The 20,814-nt window shown below is 41.0% G+C and carries 16 protein-coding genes and 1 tRNA gene; 8 read left to right on the forward strand and 9 right to left on the reverse strand.

Translation table 11 applies throughout. The features are described 5' to 3' along the window. Nucleotides 1–2 precede the first annotated feature (2 nt). Nucleotides 3–2,249: a S9 family peptidase gene (locus BUA96_RS02155; protein WP_072979887.1), complete on the forward strand. Its 2,247-nt coding sequence runs from the start codon at nt 3–5 to the stop codon at nt 2,247–2,249. Between the two features lie 84 nt (nt 2,250–2,333). Here the strand turns inward: BUA96_RS02155 and BUA96_RS02160 are convergent, their stop codons facing one another. From BUA96_RS02160 to bcp, 5 genes are all read right to left on the reverse strand, one after another. Then, a complete protein-coding gene (locus BUA96_RS02160) occupies nt 2,334–2,837 on the reverse strand; it encodes a hypothetical protein (RefSeq protein WP_072979889.1) in 504 nt (167 codons plus the stop codon). Nucleotides 2,838–2,995: 158 nt separating this feature from the next. Further along, complete coding sequence (locus BUA96_RS02165; protein ID WP_072979891.1) at nt 2,996–3,361, reverse strand: hypothetical protein; 366 nt, start codon at nt 3,359–3,361, stop codon at nt 2,996–2,998. A 75-nt stretch (nt 3,362–3,436) separates the two neighbouring features. Continuing rightward, entirely contained in the window at nt 3,437–5,257 is a 1,821-nt protein-coding gene (locus tag BUA96_RS02170) for a cytochrome-c peroxidase (RefSeq protein WP_072979893.1), read from the reverse strand. A gap of 76 nt (nt 5,258–5,333) precedes the next feature. Beyond that, nucleotides 5,334–6,902 carry a PhoX family protein gene (locus BUA96_RS02175; protein ID WP_072979895.1) on the reverse strand — a complete coding sequence of 523 codons (1,569 nt, stop codon included), beginning with the start codon at nt 6,900–6,902 and terminating at the stop codon, nt 5,334–5,336. A gap of 297 nt (nt 6,903–7,199) precedes the next feature. Next, a complete protein-coding gene (gene bcp, locus BUA96_RS02180) occupies nt 7,200–7,655 on the reverse strand; it encodes a thioredoxin-dependent thiol peroxidase (protein ID WP_072979897.1) in 456 nt (151 codons plus the stop codon). An 89-nt stretch (nt 7,656–7,744) separates the two neighbouring features. Between bcp and BUA96_RS02185 the strand changes: the two genes are divergently transcribed. Beyond that, a complete protein-coding gene (locus BUA96_RS02185) occupies nt 7,745–8,401 on the forward strand; it encodes an endonuclease III domain-containing protein (protein WP_072979900.1) in 657 nt (218 codons plus the stop codon). Nucleotides 8,402–8,431: 30 nt separating this feature from the next. Here the strand turns inward: BUA96_RS02185 and BUA96_RS02190 are convergent, their stop codons facing one another. Beyond that, on the reverse strand, nt 8,432–13,711 hold the full coding sequence (locus BUA96_RS02190; RefSeq protein ID WP_072979902.1) for a DUF7379 domain-containing protein: 5,280 nt from the start codon (nt 13,709–13,711) through the stop codon (nt 8,432–8,434). 167 nt (nt 13,712–13,878) lie between these two features. Here BUA96_RS02190 and BUA96_RS02195 point away from each other — a divergent pair, with 167 nt between their 5' ends. From BUA96_RS02195 to BUA96_RS02210, 4 genes are all read left to right on the forward strand, one after another. Beyond that, on the forward strand, nt 13,879–14,580 hold the full coding sequence (locus tag BUA96_RS02195) for an HAD family hydrolase (RefSeq protein WP_072979904.1): 702 nt from the start codon (nt 13,879–13,881) through the stop codon (nt 14,578–14,580). A 100-nt stretch (nt 14,581–14,680) separates the two neighbouring features. Further along, a complete protein-coding gene (locus tag BUA96_RS02200) occupies nt 14,681–15,727 on the forward strand; it encodes a M28 family metallopeptidase (protein ID WP_072979906.1) in 1,047 nt (348 codons plus the stop codon). A gap of 93 nt (nt 15,728–15,820) precedes the next feature. After that, nucleotides 15,821–16,429: a GNAT family N-acetyltransferase gene (locus tag BUA96_RS02205; RefSeq protein ID WP_072979908.1), complete on the forward strand. Its 609-nt coding sequence runs from the start codon at nt 15,821–15,823 to the stop codon at nt 16,427–16,429. Next, the gene (locus BUA96_RS02210) at nt 16,426–16,965 is read left to right on the forward strand and encodes a DUF1697 domain-containing protein (protein ID WP_072979910.1); all 540 of its coding nucleotides are present in this window, start codon (nt 16,426–16,428) and stop codon (nt 16,963–16,965) included. Before BUA96_RS02205 ends, BUA96_RS02210 begins: the two co-directional genes overlap by 4 nt. 59 nt (nt 16,966–17,024) lie before the next feature. Here BUA96_RS02210 and BUA96_RS02215 read toward each other — a convergent pair. The 3 genes from BUA96_RS02215 to BUA96_RS02225 all read right to left on the reverse strand — a co-directional run bounded on the left by BUA96_RS02215 (nt 17,025) and on the right by BUA96_RS02225 (nt 19,213). Further along, nucleotides 17,025–17,100: transfer RNA gene (locus tag BUA96_RS02215), tRNA-His, on the reverse strand. Nucleotides 17,101–17,264: 164 nt separating this feature from the next. After that, complete coding sequence (gene bshB1 / locus BUA96_RS02220) at nt 17,265–17,981, reverse strand: bacillithiol biosynthesis deacetylase BshB1 (RefSeq protein ID WP_072979912.1); 717 nt, start codon at nt 17,979–17,981, stop codon at nt 17,265–17,267. Nucleotides 17,982–18,037: 56 nt separating this feature from the next. Next, nucleotides 18,038–19,213, reverse strand: coding sequence for a trans-sulfuration enzyme family protein (locus BUA96_RS02225; protein ID WP_072979914.1), 1,176 nt, complete (start codon nt 19,211–19,213; stop codon nt 18,038–18,040). Between the two features lie 129 nt (nt 19,214–19,342). Here BUA96_RS02225 and BUA96_RS02230 point away from each other — a divergent pair, with 129 nt between their 5' ends. Then, on the forward strand, nt 19,343–19,804 hold the full coding sequence (locus BUA96_RS02230; protein WP_072979916.1) for a GNAT family N-acetyltransferase: 462 nt from the start codon (nt 19,343–19,345) through the stop codon (nt 19,802–19,804). Between the two features lie 72 nt (nt 19,805–19,876). Then, entirely contained in the window at nt 19,877–20,677 is an 801-nt protein-coding gene (locus tag BUA96_RS02235; protein WP_072979918.1) for an MBL fold metallo-hydrolase, read from the forward strand. Nucleotides 20,678–20,814: the final 137 nt, after the last annotated feature.

Consider the following 20,814-nt stretch of genomic DNA (forward strand, 5'->3'; position numbering starts at 1 on the left):
CTATGAAAGCCATAAAACTAGGCCTGCTTTGCTTATTTACAATTGCAGTAAATAGTACAACAAATGCACAAGACGCCTCTCAATTAACATTAGATCGAATTTATTCCTCTGAATTTCGCGGGGAGAGCGCGCGAGCAATAAGTTGGATCGATGATGGAGACGCCTTTGTCACTATCGAGCAAACCGAAGACGGTCAAGACCAACTCATCAAGTATGCAAGTAAATCTAATGCTCAAGAAGTCTTTTTAAGCGCAGCAGCCCTTACGCCTTCGGGTGAAGATCAAGCGCTTCAAATTGCTGATTTCAGCCTTTCAAACGATGAAAGCAAGGTGCTTATTTTCACCAACACCAGTCGGGTTTGGCGCTCAAATACCAAAGGTGACTATTGGGTGTATGATCTGGATACCAAATCTTTGAAGCAATTGGGCGCGGCGCTTCCTTCGTCGTCATTGATGTTTGCTAAGTTCTCTGATTCTAATGAAAACGTAGCCTATGTTTCAGGTTTCAATCTTTATGAAGAGAATTTTAAAACCGGCGAAGTAACCCAACTTACAACAGACGGAACGGGCGATATCATCAACGGAACCTTTGACTGGGTTTATGAAGAAGAGTTTGGTGCGCGTGATGGTTTTAGATGGAATCCTGACGGAAAACACATCGCCTATTGGCAGCTTGATGCATCAGAAATCGGGACGTTTTATATGATTAACACCACCGATTCTGTGTATGCTAAGCCTATTCCGTTGCAGTACCCCAAAGTGGGTTACGATCCTTCTTCGACTAAGGTGGGCATTGTAAATACTAAGACCAAAGAGACTACCTGGATTCCGGTTCCAGGTGATCCTATTCAGCATTATTTGCCCGCTTTACAGTGGATTGACGAAGATCTTTTGTTGATTCAGCAATTGAACCGCAAGCAAAATACACTGAAGATCTACACCTATGTACCTTCTTCTAAGGCGCTAAAAGAAGTATATACTGAAACCGAAGAAACCTGGGTAGATCTCGATTACCCCGATGTTTCTGCCAACCAATGGGGTAAAAATGATTTGCTCTTAACACCAGATAAGTCTGAGTTCTTAAGAATGACCGAAAATGATGCGTGGCGGCATATTTACAAAGTAAGTTTAGAAACCGGCAAGCGTACGTTATTAACTCCGGGCGACTATGATGTGGCGGCTTTTTATACCGCAACAGCTAAGGAAGTATTCTTTTCGGCTTCGCCGGAAGATCCTGCGCAGCGTTATTTGTTCTCGACTTCATTAAAAGGAAAAGGCACTCCCAAACGCCTTACGCCTGAAGAATTTGAAGGGATCAATACCTATCAAATCGCACCAAACGGAAAGTATGCGATTCATTCGCACACGAGTGTTGATGAACCAACTACTGTACGCCTGATAAGTCTGCCTAATCACAAGACCATAAAAGTCTTGGTTGACAATGCCGATTTAAAAGAGAAACTAAGCAGCCTGGCGCTTCCGGCAACCGAATTTTTTCAAGTAGAAACCGAAGACGGTATTTTGGTTGAAGGTAGAATCACCAAGCCTGTAGGTTTTGATGAATCTCAAGAATACCCTGTGCTTTTTCATGTATATGGCGAACCTTGGGGGCAAATGGCCACCGACAATTTCATTGGTTTGTACGATATCTTTTTAGCGCAGCAAGGCTTTGTGATCATCAATATGGATAACCGCGGCACGCCATCTTTAAAAGGTAGCGCGTGGCGTAAATCGATCTACCGCAAGGTTGGTGTGGTGAATTCGCGTGATCAGGCGATGGCGACTAAAGCTTTACTAGAAAAATGGAGTTTTCTTGATGAAGATCGGGTTTCAGTCTGGGGCTGGAGCGGCGGTGGCTCAATGACGTTAAATCTGTTATTCCGTTATCCTGAGATCTATCAAACCGGAATGGCGGTAGCCGCAGTGGCGAATCAGCTGTTTTATGACAATGTGTATCAAGAGCGTTATATGGGACTTCCGCAGGAAAATCTTGAAGATTTTATTGAAGGTTCTCCGGTAACCTATGCTAAAAATCTAGAAGGAAATTTACTGGTGGTTCACGGTACCGGCGACGATAACGTGCATTACCAAAATATGGAGTATCTGGTAAACGAACTCATCAAACAAAACAAACAGTTTACGATGATGTCTTATCCTAATCGCTCCCATGGTATTTACGAGGGAATGAATACCCGCAGACATTTATATACCTTGCTCACCAATTACCTTTTTGAACACAACAAAAAATAAGCTTCAAGAAGCTATTTTGTTAAAAAATAAAACCTCGGCTTTTCAGCCGAGGTTTTTTCGTCAATTAAGGGGTAAAAGACAAAATTAAGCAGCTACAACAGCAGCTTGCTTTGCGGTTAAAGCGTTTTGAATATCAGACTTCCAGGCGCTTGCACGCTTCATCTCAAAATTCTGAGCTGAATCTATGAGCGAATCGTAAAAATTAAGAAGTATTGGCGCTCCACTGTTTTGTGGTATCAGTTCTAAAGTAAGATTCTCTAAAGTGCTACTTACTTTTCCGTCAATACGTTTAGTTTGTAGATCCTCAAGAAGATTCACGCGAGAAATTGTAGAAAGATCAACCGCTTTGTGCACGATTTGCTCTTGTACTAACTGTGCGTAAAACAGCACATTATTTTTAAGATCAATACCAATGATTCGCGAAGCCCACTGCTCTGTTTTATCAAAAGCGAGGTTTTGTTTTGTTGCTTCGGTTTTAAAAAAAGTACTGAGTTTTTTAGTGTTTGATCCAAAAAGGATAAAAAGAATATAAGGTACTGCTACGGCTCCCACCACAACGGCAAAAACCAAAATCATATTTAATTTCATAAGATAAAGAGTTGTTTAATTTTTTAGCGTCCCAATAGCTATCAGGACTGCGTATTAACACCTTTAGCGATGCCAAATACATTTTGATGCATAAAGTGCATCTAAGCCGAAGCTTAAAAAGATAAACCCGACTTTTAAAGTCAAAAAATTAAAATTCTTTACGGAAATAAATGAAAAGGGAAAATGAGATCTAGCCGACTGAGCGAAGGGGTAATACGTTCACACAGTGTCAAGTACTGAAGGTTTAGTGTCGTAAGTAGCGCAGTAGACTCTGAAGCAAGACCTGCCCAAAAATCAGAACCATTAAAAGAGTGATCCTTTTGCTGATGCAAAGAAACTTCAGGAGCAGTAAGCAAAAGTTGCTCGACTGCAACCGCCTTGTCATTGCCCTCTTGAACAGATGCACGGTGTTCTCCCGGCACAACTGGCGCAAAAGTATCTGCCGGAGTAACTCCAAAAGAAAACTCTCCAGCTCCCAAAAGGAGCAGCAAGAAGAGAAAAACAGATTTTACAAATGCCTTCATATTAGGCACAAAGGTAAAGCAGCAACCTGTTAAGTTGCTGCTAAAATTTAAATAATTTAATGAAATCCCAAACGCTTAATAAACGACCTCTTCGGGTACATCCGTGAGGGTTTTTAAGAAAGCGACCAAAGCTTGCTGTTCTTCGGAGGTAAGTTCGAGGTTGTCAAACGGTAGTGTTTGATGCGGCAGATCAAAGCCAAGGCCACCGCCGCCTCCTTTATTATAAAAGTCAATAACTTCTTCTAAACTTTCATACACACCGTTATGCATATAGGGCGCGGTAAGCTCTGCGTTACGCACGGTTGGCGTCTTAAAAATTCCCAATTGTATGGGCTCTTCGTACATAAAGTAAAAGCCCAGATCGTCGTCAAGCTCTTTATTTGCAGCAGTTTCCGGCACACCTATCACTTCCTTTTCTGTATCGGTAAAAAAGGGAGGCACTGTCCCACTGGTGAGCGGCATAAAATGACAGGTAGCGCAAAGCGCTTTTCCCATAAATAGGTTTAACCCCTGTTTTTCTTCAGGAGTAAATGTGTTTTCTTCTCCACGCATATTTTTATCGAACTTTGAACTGAAACCATTAAGCGTACTGATGTATGCCGAAAGTGCTTTGATGGTTTCGTCGTTAGTCCAACTTCTGCGCGTACCGAATACTTCTTTGAAAGCTTCGTAATAGGTGGAATCGGTTAACACTTCTTCAGAGAATTCGTGTACTGTACTGTTGAATTCTTCTTTATTGGTAAATACCCCTGAAATCTGAGCAAGTAAGGTTTCGGCTCTGCCATCCCAGAAAAATGCGCGTTGAAAAACCGAGTTGATCAAGGTGGGAGAATTCCGTTTTAACGGCGAACCGGTATTATTCATATTGGTTACCTTCCCATCTGTGTAGGCTAGTTTGGGATCGTGGCAAGTAACACAAGCCATATCTTTTCCTTTTGAAAGATTTTTGTCAAAAAACAGACGCTTTCCTAATGCGATTTGTGCTTCGGAAGGATTACGATTTGTGATCTCTCTGAAATATTCCACATTAAAAGAATCCTCTTCAAAAAAGGTAGGTGCATCAAAATTATAGGGTTTATTAGTCACCGGTTCCCATACGTCTGAAGCTTTGCGTATCGCCACCCAGCTGCGCGTAATGGGATTAAAATATTCCCGAATAAATGTGTAGCGATCAAAAGTTGCAAAATCTTTATTGGTTGCAATAAACGCAATAGCCTTCTCAACCTGATCTTGAAATTGAAGATCTAACTGTGCATCAGCAGCTTTTACACGCTCTTGTATGCTCAATGCATAAACATCTCTGAGACTTTGTAAGGATTCTTGAGTTTCTCCCAAACCTAATCCGCTCACGGGTGTATCAAAACCAGCGATCGCAAGACTCACCATACGCATCAACTGTTGATGTGTTGCGATAAAGAACCGTTCAGCGTTAATTTCGCGCTCTGCAATATTTCCTTTTAAAATTTCTAGTAAACCTTTGGTGAGACGCAGTTCTTTTTGATAAGTAGTTTCGTTCTCAATTCCCTCATAAATAGATTCTTCAATTTTTTGAAGTCCAACAGGCTCCAAAACCTTTTGAGAATCATCTGTTAAAAAAGGCAGTGCGGGACCATTGGCGCGATGCCCTACCACAGGATTGATGTATGAAGCGTAGGGTTCGGCTTTTTTAAAAGCCACACGTGCTTTACTAAAATAGATTTTGGCCTTAGCGCTTTCAGCGGGGGTGACCGCTAACGAATCTAAGTACTGCATCGCTTCGGTTAAATGCATTTTATAATAGTCCTGAGTAGGTTGCCAGTCTACTAAAGCGGTAAGCGTTTCGTCAGCCTTCTTATCGTTTTTACAAGCCGAAAAACACAATAATACAATCAGGCCGAGTCGGGTAAGTAATTTCATAGAAACAGGTACTAGGTATTTATGACAAAACCTCCACAAGAATTTGTGGAGGTTTAAAGACTATAATGGTTGGTTGTTATCTTGGTAAGCCTTGTAATAAAATTACTTGAGAACCTTGTCTGTTTTCACGTCCAGAAATGATGTGACCATCTAATCCTTGGAAGAAATCATCAGTCCAGTAATGAGGCTGAAGTGCCAGTACAAAAGTACCGTCTACCCCTATTTTATCTGAAATGTCAATCAAAGAACCAAACTCTCCGTTGTAAACCACACCTGGATCTTCAGCTAAGTTCTGGTCAACGCGTAAGCGCAATACAACTTCGATATTATCTCCATTTAAATCACTCTGATAGATGTATGAATTGTGATTTCTGTTGAATGAATTTGGATCTTCTTGAAAGTATACATAGTTCTCAGTCACACAAATGTTGTCAGGGCTCTGCAAGCTTGCAAGGTTCCCGTCCATATTGTTTGTGTCTGTGTTTCCGCTTACTACTTGGGTAAGCTTTCCGGTTAACGGAGCATCTGCATCAAGTTCTAATTTATAAACGGTTCCCCAGTCATTATACGTTCCTGCTCCGGGACCTCTACCGGTTACAGCAAAATACACATTGCGACCATTAGCATCAGAACCTTTCTGATAATCTACATCTTCAACACGCATAAATGCCGAAGCACCAACTTCAATACAAGCATCTTCCATCTCGCTTGCGCTTAGGTTTGCAGCGTCAGGAATTTCAACAAATTCTACATCATAAGTTGCTTTGAAATCAAGATCACCTTCGTTGTAGATCTGGCCTTCTTCAGCAGCGATTACGCCACCGTTTCCGTCAGAGATTTGCTTCAGTTTTAAAACATAAACTTTACCTCCTTCAAGATCTGCGTCGCCGTTTTCTGAATAATACAGAACAACTTGGCCTTCAGAACCGCTAGAATCGTCATCACCACCGATGATCACCGTTTTTCCGGTATAAGCATCTTTAGGTAATGGAACCGCGTTTTCCCAAGAGAATTCGCCCAATGCTGCCAGACCAAAATCTGCAGTGGGAGTTGGAGTCTCTACATAAGGATCAATCGCTTTTACTTTATAGCTGTAGCTCTCTGATGCTGATAAGAAAATATCTTCGCTACCTCCGTGAATGTCTGCTTCCCACATTGTAGCACTACATTGGCGTGCCCAATCTGCCACACCAGAATTCAATAAGTAATCACCTTTAACAGGAATTAAGTTCTCGTCTAAGAAAATACGAGATACCGCATAGTGATCTTCGTTATTAACTACATAAATATATCCGTCGCTATTAGGATCTTTTAAGAAACCGGCACCGTCTGCAGAACCTGCCATTTGAAAATTGGTCTCCCCGATCACATCAGAAGTACTGATCAACGAATAAGGCTTTACAAAGTTGAAAGCCGGAGACATTTGTACTAAAGGCTCTAAACTTGATTTGTTTGCAAAAAGCTCAGCGGTTGGAGTAAAGTCTTCTCCATCTTCACCATCCTGGCCGTCAACACCATCGGTACCGTCAACGCCATCAACGCCGTCTGCCCCATCAAGGCCATCTTCACCCTCACAAGCAATAAATACTACACCCACAGATGCAAGCATCATAAGGTTGAATAAAAGTTTTTTTAATGTAGTCATGTTTAATAGAAATTTGATTTTTAGTTGGAAACAAATCTATCTAGACCAGCATTTTTCGGCGTTAACTCAGTATCGTGCTTGAATTAATTTTAAATCAATTGAAGGTTAAAAAAGTTACCTCAACATTACTATTTAAAATTGTTCTAAGGCTTTATGTTAAGAAGCTCATTTGAGGGTAAAATTGAAGATTGCGAGGTAGCTGCTTTAAATGCAAACCAATAGAAAACTCACCTTCAATAGGTTGCAAAAAAAAATCCGCTGCAGGAGCGGATTTCTAATAGTATGTTTTGAAACGTTTTATGCTTCGGTTAAAATTTGAGTGGCGTGGTCTTTGGTTTTTACCTTTCCTATAACACGGGTTACCGTTCCGTTTTCTACAATAAAGGTGGTACGATGGATTCCATCATATTCTTTGCCCATAAACTTTTTTGGTCCCCAAACACCAAAAGCGTTGATCACGGTTTTATCTTCATCTGCTAAAAGCGGAAAAGGAAACTCATACTTATTTCTAAAATTGGTTTGACGACGTTCTGAATCTGCACTCACGCCTAGTAGTTCGTAACCTTCTGCTTGTAATTCTTTGTAATTATCTCTCAAGTTACAAGCTTCGGCAGTACAACCCGGTGTTGACGCTTTTGGGTAGAAAAACACAATGACTTTTTTGTCTGCATAATCGCTCCATTGTACTTCGTTTCCGTCCTGATCCTTAGTGGTAAATGCAGGTACTTGATCTCCTTCTTTTAGCATATTCATGATTTTCTATATTTTAATGTGTAGAATTGATTCTTTTTAAGGTTTCAAAAAATCCCTTCTTTGTATTTTCGTTTTCAAAATTACAGATAATGACTAAAGCCGAGAAGGTAACCTTTGTTATAGATACGTTAAAGCAACTTTATCCTCAGATTCCCATTCCGTTAGATCATAAAGATCCGTACACGCTGCTTATCGCGGTTTTGATGAGTGCGCAGAGTACTGATGTCAAGGTAAATCAGATCACGCCGCTTCTATTTGAGGTCGCCGATAACCCTTATGATATGGTCAAACTCTCTGTGGAAGAAATTCGCGAGATCATTAAACCTGTGGGTTTATCGCCGATGAAAGCAAAAGGTATTCACGGTCTTTCTCATATACTTATCGATAAATATGATGGAAAAGTTCCTGAAAGTATCGAAGCGTTAGAGCAGCTCCCTGCGGTGGGTCACAAAACGGCAAGCGTAGTGGTTTCTCAAGCATTTAACATTCCGGCATTTCCTGTAGATACGCACATTCACCGTTTGATGTACCGGTGGAATTTAACCAATGGAAAAAACGTAGTTCAAACCGAAAAAGATGCTAAACGCCTTTTTCCAAAAGATCTTTGGAATGAACTGCACCTACAAATTATCTGGTATGGTCGACAGTACAGTCCGGCCCGAGGCTGGGATCTAGAAAAAGATATCATCACCGCAACCATAGGCCGCAAAAGTGTCTTAAAAGAATATTATAAGTCAAAAAAATGAGCGATTCTTGGCAGGCCTAAAAGTTCTTTTCTAGCTTTTATTCTTCTCTTCAAGAACGCGTTTTATCTTATTCAAGATATTGATTTTTTTCTCGGAAATAATAGCTGTATGCTTGGTTAAAAATTCAATCTGAGCAATCTCAATGCGTATTTGTCGTGCGCTATGAAGCAATCTGAAGGTTTCATTAAAACGCTTATTAATCTCTGCAAAAATCTGCTCTTCTTGAGTTTCGTCTTTATCTAATAGTAGTAAACAAAAGCTGACTTCTGTCATCCCGAGAAGTACCGAAATATCTAAATCTTCCGGATCTACATCATCTAGTTGCTTATGAAAATCCCTCAGATAGGTCAGCGGATCTTTAGTCGTAAACCGTTCAAACAAGGCTTTGAGACTTCCGTGTCCATAACCTTCTAGCAAATACGCAATAAACACCATATTTGAAAAAGCATCCAGACTGTTGCCATCATAAAGATCGCTGTTGATCATAAAAGCTTCGGTGTAATAATCCAGTGCAAATTTGAGGTACAAATCGCGCTTTTTTGGCTGCTCATAGGCCGAAGCAAATTTATAGGCATTACCCACCACACCCAGTCGCAAAGTGGTTTTGCCTATCATAGCGAGTTTGGTCACCTGATCTAATTCTGCCAAACGTTTTTCAGCATCTTCCGAAAAATTATGAGAACGCAACAAACAAAAATGCTCTAATACTTTCAGAGAAAAGTTAGCATCTTCTAGCGTAAGCACTGCACCAAAGGTTTCTAATGCCTTTAGCGGCTCATTCAATTCATCGTAAATAAGTGCCTCTTTTTCTCGAATGACACCATCGATCAAATTATTGCTCGCCGCATTGTTTAGAATTGTTTCCAAGCGCTTTTGACCTTGCTTCTTTTTAGTTGCATTATGCTTTACTTCTGAATAGAGATTTTCAAGATCAATGTAAACCTGCGAACTCAACACATAATCGTAGTCGTCATCTTTTGCTTTACTAAGATCAAAAAACTTGTAATGCTGATTTCCGTAGCATTGATACGCTCCCCACGTATTGGTATGCCCGTGATTTTGATAACACATTTTACGCGCCATTTGCACCGCTTCGCCAAATTCATAACCCATAAGCATGCGCTTGTAAAAATGCTCAGAAAAGGTCGCAGCCGCCGCATCATCTACTGCCCAACCGGTTATCACAATAGCTTTAACTCCCATATTGATCAACTGCGTTCCCACATTGGCGGCAAGCTTAAATCGGGATTGCGTGTATGCCGAATCTTTAGCATCTAAGGTTCCCGAATAACAGCAATTGATAAAAACGAATTCCGGCACGTAACTCAGTTGCTTGATCATTGCGGGATTGATGCAAATACCATCCCCGATGGCAATCCCCACGCGCTCGTTTGCTAAATCATAAAGACCATGACCGGCAAAATGCAGGATCTTATAAGGGCGGGTATAGAGCTCCAGCATAATTTCTGCCGGTTCTGCATTAATAAGGGAAAAGGTTTCAAATGCAGCCTGCTCTAACTTTGCATTGACATCCTGAGCTTCTTTTTTTGCTGCCGGCAGCTGTGGCAAATTTTCTTCATTATAAAGTGGATCGCCAATAATGAGCGCCGAGTTGCTAGAAGCTCGTAACGGAAGGCTTTCATATTCTGAAGTGAGTAATTGACGTATGAGTCCACTGTTAACGGCAGCCGGAGTTTCATCTGAATCAAAATCGTGAAACATTTCCCACGGAAATTGTGCTGCTTCAAGATCTAACTTAAGTAAAATATTGTTTTGATTGCGAATTATATCTTTAAACCGATTGGGAATGAGCAGCTCAAACAACGCCTTTGACAAGCGTTTATCCCAAGCAGCACTGTGCGACATACGTTCTAGCAGAACCTCAACCTGGTCTAACCCATTATGTACCTCTTCTTCTTCAATACGCGCCAAACCGCTTGATGAATTGAATGCAAACCCTTTGATACATTCTTTGGTGAGCAAACTTTCAATATTAAATTGATGCCACCAATCATCACGATCGCTAATGAATGCTCGTTTCTTTTTGGCGCCTTCTTTACTTTTCACTCCTTTAACCAACTCAAAACTAAAGCGGTTATCTGCGTGTTGTAATCTGCTTAAGCCCCAATACGCCTGACTTGACAAAGACTCATAATGATTGATCAACTCAATTTCGGTAATGGGCATTAAGCCGTCTTGATGTTGACGGATGTAGGCATTGGCATTACTCACCCCTAACAAAATTCCTTTGAGCGAATCTTCTACCTGCAACCTTCCGTAGCCGGTTCCTATAAAAATGAACGAGATCCCTTCAGCAAAAGATTTAGCTCGCGCTAGCGTGTAATTATCGCGCATAAACATGGCGTATTTTAAAGTCGCCATTTCTGTAGTTTTTGCCAGCAGGTAATGCGTGAGTTCCTGCGTATTGCCCAATCCACAAACGATAGCTCCCCGCGGGTTAGTATTCAGATTAAAAAAGACTTCACTTTCTCCAATTTTGCCGGGATAATAGCCCATATCGTAACGCTGCATCAACCTACCGCCCAAACAGCGGTTAAGGGCTTTTTCTGCACTATGCACGCCGTCATTATTAAAGTGTCCCACCATCACCGGGTAGCGCGCCACTTTAAGGTCTGCATTGATCACTTCAACCTTTACTTTGGGCTGTTGTATTGCAGTTGCTTGTTGCACTGGCGTAATCCCGAAAAGTGCATCTGCTGCTTCCTGTTGATTGCTAAATGGTTGTGGCACGCCGTGCATTTCAGTGATCACTTCTCCTGCCCTGCTCACCGGTTTTGTTTTAGACAATAGTTGCGTTTTCCCCTCTTGTAAGAGTTCTATGATTCCATCAAATAATTTTGGGTCATTAGCCAATTCACCGTGCGAAGTTTCGGTGTAGTACAAATTGGTTTCCGGCAATCTTGACGGAATACCGGTTGCCCAAGTCACACTACTGTCACCGTGCGTTGTGGCCAGATATACTAACTTTTTCTTTTTAGACAGAAATCTGGACTTTGAGGTATAATCGTAAACGGTTTGCTCCGCGTGTCCGGCAATATAGTACACGTTTTTTAGATCTTCTTCTTTGATCTTCGTCACAAAATCCAGCACCTTTTCGCGGTATTTTTTAAATGCATCCAGCTCTTTTTTAAGCGGAATAACCATTGCTTCATCGCATTCCTCTTTTATCTTTTTCCAAAAATCAGTCTCCCAGAATTTTCGCTTTTGATTGTTTTCAATGGGGAGTAATTCAAATATCCCGGGGTATTCTCTAAACACATACAAGAGATCTCTTTTAGTGTTTTTAAAGTCCATCATCGCAAGTTGTTTAACCCTGCTGCTGTGCCCTGTGAGCACTTCCATAATTAGATACGAACCCAACCAAGGAGTTCCCAGCATGATAAATTTGGTTGAAGGTTTATCGATGAGCTTTTTCCACAATTCAGGGAAATCGATCATTACTTGTCTCACGACCAGACCACCCATAGAATGCGCAATGATCTGAATAGGCTGCGTTTGCTCAACGAGCAACTGATCTATTTTTTCTGCCAGAAGCTGTGCTGCGTGTTTTACACTTTTCCGCCAATCAAAAGGAAACGTGATCACATCGTGTGTTTTACCCAAATGCTGAGCAAAATCATCATAATATTTTTTGATCACGCCACTTGCGGAAACATCTTCGGTTTTAATACTTAAATCATCTTTGATTGCGCCGCGATTCAGTTCTCTAAAATCAATCCATTGAGGATTTCCATTATGATCAAGACTAGATCCCATAATTCCCGGGAGTAACAGTGCGATTGGTTTTGTTCCGCTAATCTTTTCATAATGCACACCTTTCATAGAAAGCAAGCCCAGCAGTACGCCCCTGCTCCCCGAAATATTGCGTTTTTTAATAAAGAAATTTGCAAGTTCACCCGGTGGCGTGATCGCTGCCTGCAGAATAGCATCACACGTATTTTGATTTCTGAAATAATTAAAGTGATTGGTTGCTGCATTTTTAGAAAGAAAGTAGTTGATGCCGTTTAAGCGCGGTGCACCTTGCTCCATTCGGTTGGAATCTACCACCAGATCATTAGCTTTCCAATAAAACAGATTGGCCAAAATCACTTTAAGCGTATCTACTAAAGATCCACCTGCCTCTGCATCTCCTGCGATCACATAAAGATCGCTTTCTACAGGATTAGCGGAGTAATTGAGCATTTTTTGAAATGCACTATCAGGAACCATACTATACAAACCCGCCATAGCTTCAGGATTGGCCTTTTGTTTAACCACCTCTAGCAAAAACAAGCGTACAGTAGTGTAAAGCACATTAGCCTGCGCACCTATTGCGAGGCCCATTGCGTTCATAATCACATTTAAAAAGTGATCTAGTCGTCTGGATAAGATGGTCGTCCCGCTTGCCGGCGCAGCAACGCGTATTACTTTATGTATTTGAATTTGTTTTTTTTGAGCAAGCTTATTCAGCTTCACCATCAATTTATGCGTGCTGTCATCCTCTCTGAGCATCATTCCCAACTCGAGATCGCTAAACCCAATTATCTGATTGCGTCGATCGCATTTAGCGAGAATATCAGCAACGAGTCCGCCGCGGGAATGACTTAAAATATCCAGATCAATCCCTTTATCTATCGACTCTAAAAAGTCTATCGCATTCTGAATAGGACTAACCGAAAGCGTACGATGCTCTAAGGCTAAAATTCCGGAGGCATATTCTTGCAACAGTTGATCCCAGATAGGATTGGCGCCTATTCGCAGATCAGAAAATGCAGCAAAGGTGTTAGAAAGTGTGCCGTGAATCAGTAGTAAATATGGTGTAGTTTGCTTATCAACTTTAGCAACAGGCAGATATTGAAATGTAGCATCCATCTTAAAAACACCGGGTTGCGGCATTACCTTTTTATCATAAGCTTCGGCCAATACTGCTGCTGTTTCCTCAGCGGCGATCGCTGCTGCTTTAGGTTTGAGCAGGTGCAGCGCTTTAATGATCACTTCACTTACAATTCCGCGAGACGGACTCGTTTCTACAAGTTTGGCTTCAAAAACCAATGCCTCACCAGAGCGTGAGGTATTCAAAGGTGTATTGTAAATTTCCTGAATGTCTAACGCATTACCTATCCATTCGGTATCGTCTGAAAAAGTGAATTGAATGATAGCATCATCATCAAGATCTAAAGGAATCGCCTTGCCCGATGCCCTATTTTTAGCCAATTCAACACTTTTTACAATTTCAAATTCAGCATAAATACCTGAAAGTTGTTTTTGGGCGGGAGCGCTCTCTGTCCCATAAACTATGGCCTTGATCATAATACGTTAGTTTTAAGTGCATTATAAATGTAACAAAAGCCTAATAGCCAAAAACTTAGCTATCGAATTTAGGGGCAAACACCCCTCAGCCAAAGGGGGAAATGCAGTAGTAACTAGAGTTGTTTCATTCTCATTATCTTTGAAGCACATTACTAAAAATATAAACTTTGAAAACCACCAAAACCCCAGATAAAATAGCGGTCAAAGCACTCATTTTTGATATGGATGGGACGATGATCGATAATATGATGATTCACCATCGCGCTTGGCAAAAGAAACTCAAAGAGCTAGGTCTAGAAATGACACTAGACGAAGTAAAGCGTGACATTCACGGCGTGAACAACGAGATCATTAAGCGCCTTTTTGGTGACCGTTTTAATGCGGAAGAAATCGCACAGATCGCTTGGGATAAAGAAGCTGCCTATCGAGAGATCTATGCAGATCAAATCACAATGCTTCCCGGACTGCAGCAATTTTTAGATGCCGCAAAAGCATTAAAAATCCCAATGGGAATTGGTACTGCAGCTCCTAAAGAAAATGCTGAATTTGCCGTTGAAGCGCTACAGCTTGAACCGTATTTTCAAACTGTGGTGCACTCTGATATGGTAGATCGCGGGAAGCCGGATCCGCAAGTATTTGAGATGGTTGCAGCGCGGCTTCAGGTTGATCTTAAAGACTGTGTGATCTTTGAAGACAGTCCTACCGGAGCTCAAGCAGCTGCCAACGGAAAAGCACAATCGGTGATCTTAAACACTACACACACTCCTGACGAGTTTGAGCGTATTTCTAAGATTCAACACTTTATGACCGATTATAAAAACATTCAACTTACAAAGTCAGATGATGGAGCGTTTTACCTTCAGTTTTAAAGAAACTAAAATATCAGCGCTACTCGTTGTAAAATCTTTTCATTTAAATAAAAACAACCTTACTAAAAGCGTATTTTTAACGCTTTAATTAAAAGTACCTATGAAACAAATTGTTTATATGGCCGGCGTTCTTGCCAGTGTTATGCTGGTAAATTGCGGCCCAAAAATGACCGAATCTTCAAATCATTCTGGTAAAGAGGTCACCCTTACCGATGTTGACCCTATGCCGTATGCCGAAAGTATTACTGCAGATGAGTTAAAAGAAATGCTTTACGTTTATGCTTCAGATGAATTTGAAGGTCGTAACACCGGTGAACCGGGACAAAAGAAGGCGGTAGCTTATCTTAAAGACTACTATATCGATCAGGATATTCCATCTGCGCTAGAAGACTCGTATTTTCAGATTGTTCCTGAAAGTTTTTTCAGAGCCGGAAGCGGGATCAAAGCTTCAGAAAATGTAGTGGCCTATATAAAAGGAAGTACTAAACCAGAAGAATATATTGTTATTTCTGCGCATTTAGATCACGTAGGGGTACGTGATGATGGTGAAGTATTTAATGGTGCTGATGATGATGGTTCTGGAACAGTTGGTGTTCTGGAGATTGCCGAAGCATTTAACAAAGCTGTTGAAGCAGGTTACAGACCACAGCGCTCTATTGTTTTCTTGCACGTAACCGGAGAAGAAAAAGGACTTTACGGTTCGCGCTATTATGCAGAAAACCCAATTTTCCCTATTGAAAATACTGTGGCTGACTTAAATATTGATATGATTGGCCGTGTTGACGATGCACACAAAGACAACGAAAATTACATTTATTTAATAGGTTCAGATAAGTTAAGCACACAGTTAGATAGTATTTCTACTGCCGTGAATAATAAATATATGAACATTGATCTTGATTATACTTACAATGATGAGAACGATCCTAATCGTTTTTATTACCGTTCTGATCACTACAACTTTGCTAAGCAAGGTGTACCTATTATCTTCTATTTTAACGGAACCCACGAGGATTACCATAAGGTGACTGACACACCAGATAAGATCAATTACCCAATGCTGGCAAAACGCGCACAGCTCGTTTTCTTAACCGCTTGGGAACTGGCGAATCGCGAAGATCGCATCATCGTTGATAAAGCACCCTAATTACGAAGCACTACCAGATACAAAAGCCTCTTTTTAGAGGCTTTTTTTATGCTTATGAAGTAGTTTTATAACTAGAATCAAAACCCACAGGTTATGCAAAAATGGATTGCCCATCCGTTAGAATTAGAAGATGCCACAGTTAAACTTGTACCATTAAAACGTGAGCATCGCGATGGCTTGCTCGCCGCAGCATCTGACGGAAGTTTATGGGAGTTGTGGTACACTTCGGTGCCTTCGGCTGAAACCATAGATGCGTTTATCGCCACTGCGCTTGAACAACAAGAAAAAGGGGAAGAATATCCTTTTAGCGTAATTGATGCGCAAAGCGGAAAAATCATAGGATGTACACGGTTCTATGGTATGCAACCGCAGCATAAACGACTGGAAATTGGCTACACTTGGTATGCAAAAAGTGTTCAGCGCACCGGTGTGAATACCGCCTGCAAACGCTTATTACTTGCTTATGCCTTTGAACAACTTAACTGTATCGCTGTTCAAATAGTAACTGACTGGTTTAATCTTAGATCGCGCGCAGCCATCGCCAGACTGGGCGCAAAACAGGATGGTGTGTTGCGCAATCACCGTATTAATGCAGATGGAAGTTACAGAGACACGGTTGTGTTTTCTATAACTAATTCAGAATGGCACGGCGTCAAGAAAAATTTGGACTATAAAATGCTTACCTATAATTGCGGCTTATGAGCTCAACAAAAATTGCATTATTACGCGGAATAAACGTAGGCGGTCACCGAAAAGTTCCAATGGCTGAGCTGCGCCAATTGATGACCGATTTGGGTTTTGGGCAAGTTAAAACCTATATTCAAAGCGGAAATATCATTTTTAAAAGTCCTGTTGAAAACACTGCGGAACTTGCGCTAAAGATACAAAATGGCATTTTAGAACGTTTTGGTTTTGAAGTTCCTGTGATTTGCTTGACAGCAGAAACGCTTCAACACGCTGTAAAGAATAATCCGTTTGCTACCGAAGCTCCTCCCCTTACACAGTTGCATCTTAGCTTTTTAAATAAAGTACCTGAGAAATCGCTTGCCGAAGCCTTACAAGAAATTGATCTTTCTCCAGATCAATTCCATCTCCAAAACACATTCGTTTATTTAAACATTCCCGGGAAATACCATAAGACCAAACTCTCTAACGCTCTGTTTGAGAAAAAACTTAAAGTCAACGCCACGACTCGGAACTGGAAAACGGTGATGAAGTTGATTACGCTTTCAGAATAGCAGTGTAGGGAGAGTATAAACGAAAAAATCCCCACATTGCTGTGAGGATCTTTACTTTCGGGTGGAAGATCGGTCTCGAACCGACGACCTCCTGAACCACAATCAGGCGCTCTAACCAACTGAGCTACAACCACCATTTATTATTTTATCAAGTTTTATCTTGACTTGGCGCATTAACCTCCCGATAGCTATCGGGATGAGCTACAACCACCATTTAAATGCATATTTCGCTAGCGATTTATGCGGGTGCAAATGTAATGTAAATCTGCATTATGAGCAATACATTTATTTAAAAAATTTTAGATCAAATCAAAAATTGAATCTACAGCAGGATAGCGTTCCACAGTAAAACCTTCGGCATAGTCTGTTCCTATAAGTCTGCCTAAGTCTTGTGCTCTGTATTTGACACTATCTTGAAAGTTCTTGCTTGATATAGGCGTATTATTATCTGGATTATTGGGATCATAAAATTGTGACGCATACGCAAGAACAGATTTCATCTTAACATCCATAAAGCCGCTGATGTCTACCACAACATCAGGTTGCAAGTTTTTCCATTGAATATAATGATACACGTGTTTAGGTCTCCAAGCTTCCTGAGTCTTACCGTCAAGAATGGTTTCAATCTTTTTCAAACCACTTAAAAAGCAGGCGTCACTCGCTAATTTGCTCCCTTTACCGTGATCAATATGCCGATCATCAACCGCATTACACAGCACGATTTCCGGCTGGTATTTGCGTATGATCTCAATAATGCGCAGCTGCGATTCTTTATCATTTGTAAAGAAACCATCAGCTAAAGCAATGTTTTCGCGTACGCTTAAACCTAGGATCTTAGCTGCCGTCGCAGCTTCCTGATCTCGTATTTCTGCCGAACCTCGTGTGCCCAATTCGCCTCGTGTAAGATCTAGAATTCCTGTTTTCTTTCCGCGACTGGCCTCTTTTGCAAGAACACCACTGCACGACAGTTCTACATCGTCAGGATGCGCGCCAATGGCAAGTATATCTAATTTCAATTGTGTTGCTTTTAATAATGATCCCTAATCTGTCGATGCACTGCAGCGAACCTAACTTATATGCTAAAATTCAAACTGTCTTTCACCACTTTCTCCAAAGCCTGCTTAAGGTCTGCGATCAAATCTTCTTTTTCTTCAATCCCCACCGAAAAACGCAATAAACCATCTGCGATTCCTTGATTTTCGCGCTCTTCAGCACTTAACAAGGCGTGCGAAGTTTGCGTAGGCGAAAGAATGGTCGATTCTACTCCCGCTAAACTCATAGAAGGTTTGATCAGTTTTAATTCTTTCATAAACGCAGCAGCATCTAACTCATCTGAAAGTTCAAAAGATAGCATTCCACCATAGCCTCGCATTTGTTTTTTAGCCAACGCGTGATCAGGATGTGTTTTTAATCCGGGATAATAAACCGCTTTCACATGTCCGTTTTGATCAAGCCATTTGGCCAGTTTCTTCGCATTTTTATTCTGCTGCTTTACGCGCAGTACCAAGGTTTTTAAGCTACGCTCTAACATCCATACCGAAAATTCGCTTAAGCTTCCACCCAGGTTTTTAGCTTTATTCCAGATCTTATCCATATGCACTTCTGAACAAGCGACCGCACCGGCAAGAATATCGCTATGTCCGCCCATATACTTTGTAGCGCTATGAATCATAATATCGATCCCAAAATCTGCCGGATTCTGATTTACCGGAGAGGCAAACGTATTATCTATCATCGTAACGATTCCCTTAGCCTTAGCAAGGTCGGCCACCATTTGCATGTCAGTGACAGTCATCAAGGGGTTTGATGGCGTTTCAATATAAATCACCTTAGTATTATCTTGAATAGCAGCCTCAAAATCGGCCTGCTCGAGACCCGAAGTGAAGGTATATTCGATTCCCATTTTAGAGAATTCTTCTTCCACGAGGTTAAACGTTCCGCCGTAAAGCGTTTTTTGCAGCACAATATGATCGCCAGCACTTAAAAAAGCAAGCAATGTGGTACTTACTGCCGCCATTCCGCTGCCAAAGATCATTCCTGCTTCTGTGCTTTCTAATGCAGCAATTTTTTTGCCTAACATTTCTTGGTTAGGGGTATTAAAATAACGCGGATAACGTTTGACTTCAACATCTTCATATGCATACGATGTAGACATATAAATTGGAGAGATCGCTCCTTTAAACTGTGTATCTTCAACCTCACCCACGTGAGTGCAAATGGTATTTAAACCTAATTTTCGATCGGCCATAATAGGGTTATTTTGTCTGCTTCGAATTTACAAAAAGCCTATTGAACAATTGGAGGTGTATGCTTGAATTCGTTTTAAAAATGCAGTCAGCATGTGCTTCTGTAGTACTTTGCGCTCCTAAATTATCCTATGAAACTAATTTTTGATACTTACCAGCCTAACTATGCCCAAGCTTTCAAACAGCTTAATTTACATTGGCTGGAACAGTTTTTTGTGGTAGAACCGCACGACGACGAGGTTTTGAGTGATCCCGATCGCTTTATAATTCAACCCGGTGGAGAAATTCTTGTTGCGCTTCAAGATCAAAAAGTTGTTGGGGTGGTTGCCCTTATGCCCGATGAACACGGCATTTTTGAGATGACTAAAATGGCAGTAGATGCCAGCCTTCGCGGGCAAAAAATAGGACAGCAATTGTTGCGCTATACGCTTGACTTTGCACAACAAAAAGGCTTAGACAGGCTCCTGCTATATTCTAACCGAAAACTAGAAAATGCGATCTATCTCTATCGTAAATTTGGTTTTGAAGAAATTCCGCTAGAGCATCCCAATCCCTACGCCCGTGCCGACATTAAAATGGAGATCCGGTTTTAAAGTTTATAAATTCTTTAATACAAATTCAGCTTGATTCTTTTTTCCTTTAGGTAGAAACCTATAATACCTATTATGAAAAATCTAGTTTTAGTTGCATTAGCAATAACCACACTATATAGTTGTAAGAATCAAAATAAAGCGGAAGATGAGTCTTCATTAGCTTCAGAAGAAGCCACGATGACCACTGAAGCAACCACCGAAGCTGAGTTTAATATAACACCTATTGAACACGCCACTGCTATTTTTGATTTTGGCGAAGACGTGTTTTACATTGATCCTGTGGGTGGTACCAAAGCTTTTGAAAACAAGCCAAAACCTCAAGTGATCCTAATTACTGATATTCACGGCGATCACCTTAACGAAGAAACCCTAACCGCTGTTGCTGATAGTAGCACGACTATTTTTGCACCACAAGCAGTAGTTGACCAATTAAAAGGTGCGATCAAAGAGCAAGTGACTGTGATCGCTAATGACGAAACACAAACTTGGGATGGTTACACGCTTACCGCGATCCCAATGTATAATCTTAGAGAGGAAGCCAAGCAGTTTCATACCATAGGCCGCGGAAATGGTTATCTTATTGAAAAAGATGGAATGCGCGTCTATTTTTCAGGGGATACTGAAGACATCCCAGAAATGCGCAATTTGAAAGATATCGACAAAGCTTTTATTTGTATGAATCTCCCGTACACGATGCCGGTCACTAGCGCCGCTGATGCGGTCATAGATTTCAAACCCAAAGAAGCTTACCCATATCATTTTAGAGGTCAAAATGGTTTGAGCGATGTAGATCAATTTAAAGGTATTGTAGATTCTGCTGATGTGGGTACAGAAGTGATCATTTTAGATTGGTATCCCAACGGGGCCGAGTAAACGACCTCAATTAACGCCTCGCGCATAATATCTTTTTGGCAAGGCCAAAAAAATTGTAATACCAAACACGTGTTATTTGTAGGTTTACATCAATTTACCCTATAAAAGCAGTACTTTTAAAATGCAATTACGCACGT

Origin of the sequence: Leeuwenhoekiella palythoae, assembly GCF_900130045.1 — a bacterium.
In the GTDB taxonomy this organism is placed as follows: domain Bacteria; phylum Bacteroidota; class Bacteroidia; order Flavobacteriales; family Flavobacteriaceae; genus Leeuwenhoekiella; species Leeuwenhoekiella palythoae.

What these genes read in the sequence shown, in the direction of transcription:
- BUA96_RS02170 (WP_072979893.1), bottom strand. Translation starts at nt 5,257, where the DNA reads ATGAAATTACTTACCCGACTCGGCCTGATTGTATTATTGTGTTTTTCG.
- BUA96_RS02160 (WP_072979889.1), bottom strand. Translation starts at nt 2,837, where the DNA reads ATGAAATTAAATATGATTTTGGTTTTTGCCGTTGTGGTGGGAGCCGTA.
- BUA96_RS02200 (WP_072979906.1), top strand. Translation starts at nt 14,681, where the DNA reads ATGAAACAAATTGTTTATATGGCCGGCGTTCTTGCCAGTGTTATGCTG.
- BUA96_RS02205 (WP_072979908.1), top strand. Translation starts at nt 15,821, where the DNA reads ATGCAAAAATGGATTGCCCATCCGTTAGAATTAGAAGATGCCACAGTT.
- BUA96_RS02155 (WP_072979887.1), top strand. Translation starts at nt 3, where the DNA reads ATGAAAGCCATAAAACTAGGCCTGCTTTGCTTATTTACAATTGCAGTA.
- BUA96_RS02230 (WP_072979916.1), top strand. Translation starts at nt 19,343, where the DNA reads ATGAAACTAATTTTTGATACTTACCAGCCTAACTATGCCCAAGCTTTC.
- BUA96_RS02185 (WP_072979900.1), top strand. Translation starts at nt 7,745, where the DNA reads ATGACTAAAGCCGAGAAGGTAACCTTTGTTATAGATACGTTAAAGCAA.
- bcp (WP_072979897.1), bottom strand. Translation starts at nt 7,655, where the DNA reads ATGAATATGCTAAAAGAAGGAGATCAAGTACCTGCATTTACCACTAAG.
- BUA96_RS02190 (WP_072979902.1), bottom strand. Translation starts at nt 13,711, where the DNA reads ATGATCAAGGCCATAGTTTATGGGACAGAGAGCGCTCCCGCCCAAAAA.
- BUA96_RS02210 (WP_072979910.1), top strand. Translation starts at nt 16,426, where the DNA reads ATGAGCTCAACAAAAATTGCATTATTACGCGGAATAAACGTAGGCGGT.
- BUA96_RS02175 (WP_072979895.1), bottom strand. Translation starts at nt 6,902, where the DNA reads ATGACTACATTAAAAAAACTTTTATTCAACCTTATGATGCTTGCATCT.
- BUA96_RS02165 (WP_072979891.1), bottom strand. Translation starts at nt 3,361, where the DNA reads ATGAAGGCATTTGTAAAATCTGTTTTTCTCTTCTTGCTGCTCCTTTTG.
- BUA96_RS02225 (WP_072979914.1), bottom strand. Translation starts at nt 19,213, where the DNA reads ATGGCCGATCGAAAATTAGGTTTAAATACCATTTGCACTCACGTGGGT.
- BUA96_RS02235 (WP_072979918.1), top strand. Translation starts at nt 19,877, where the DNA reads ATGAAAAATCTAGTTTTAGTTGCATTAGCAATAACCACACTATATAGT.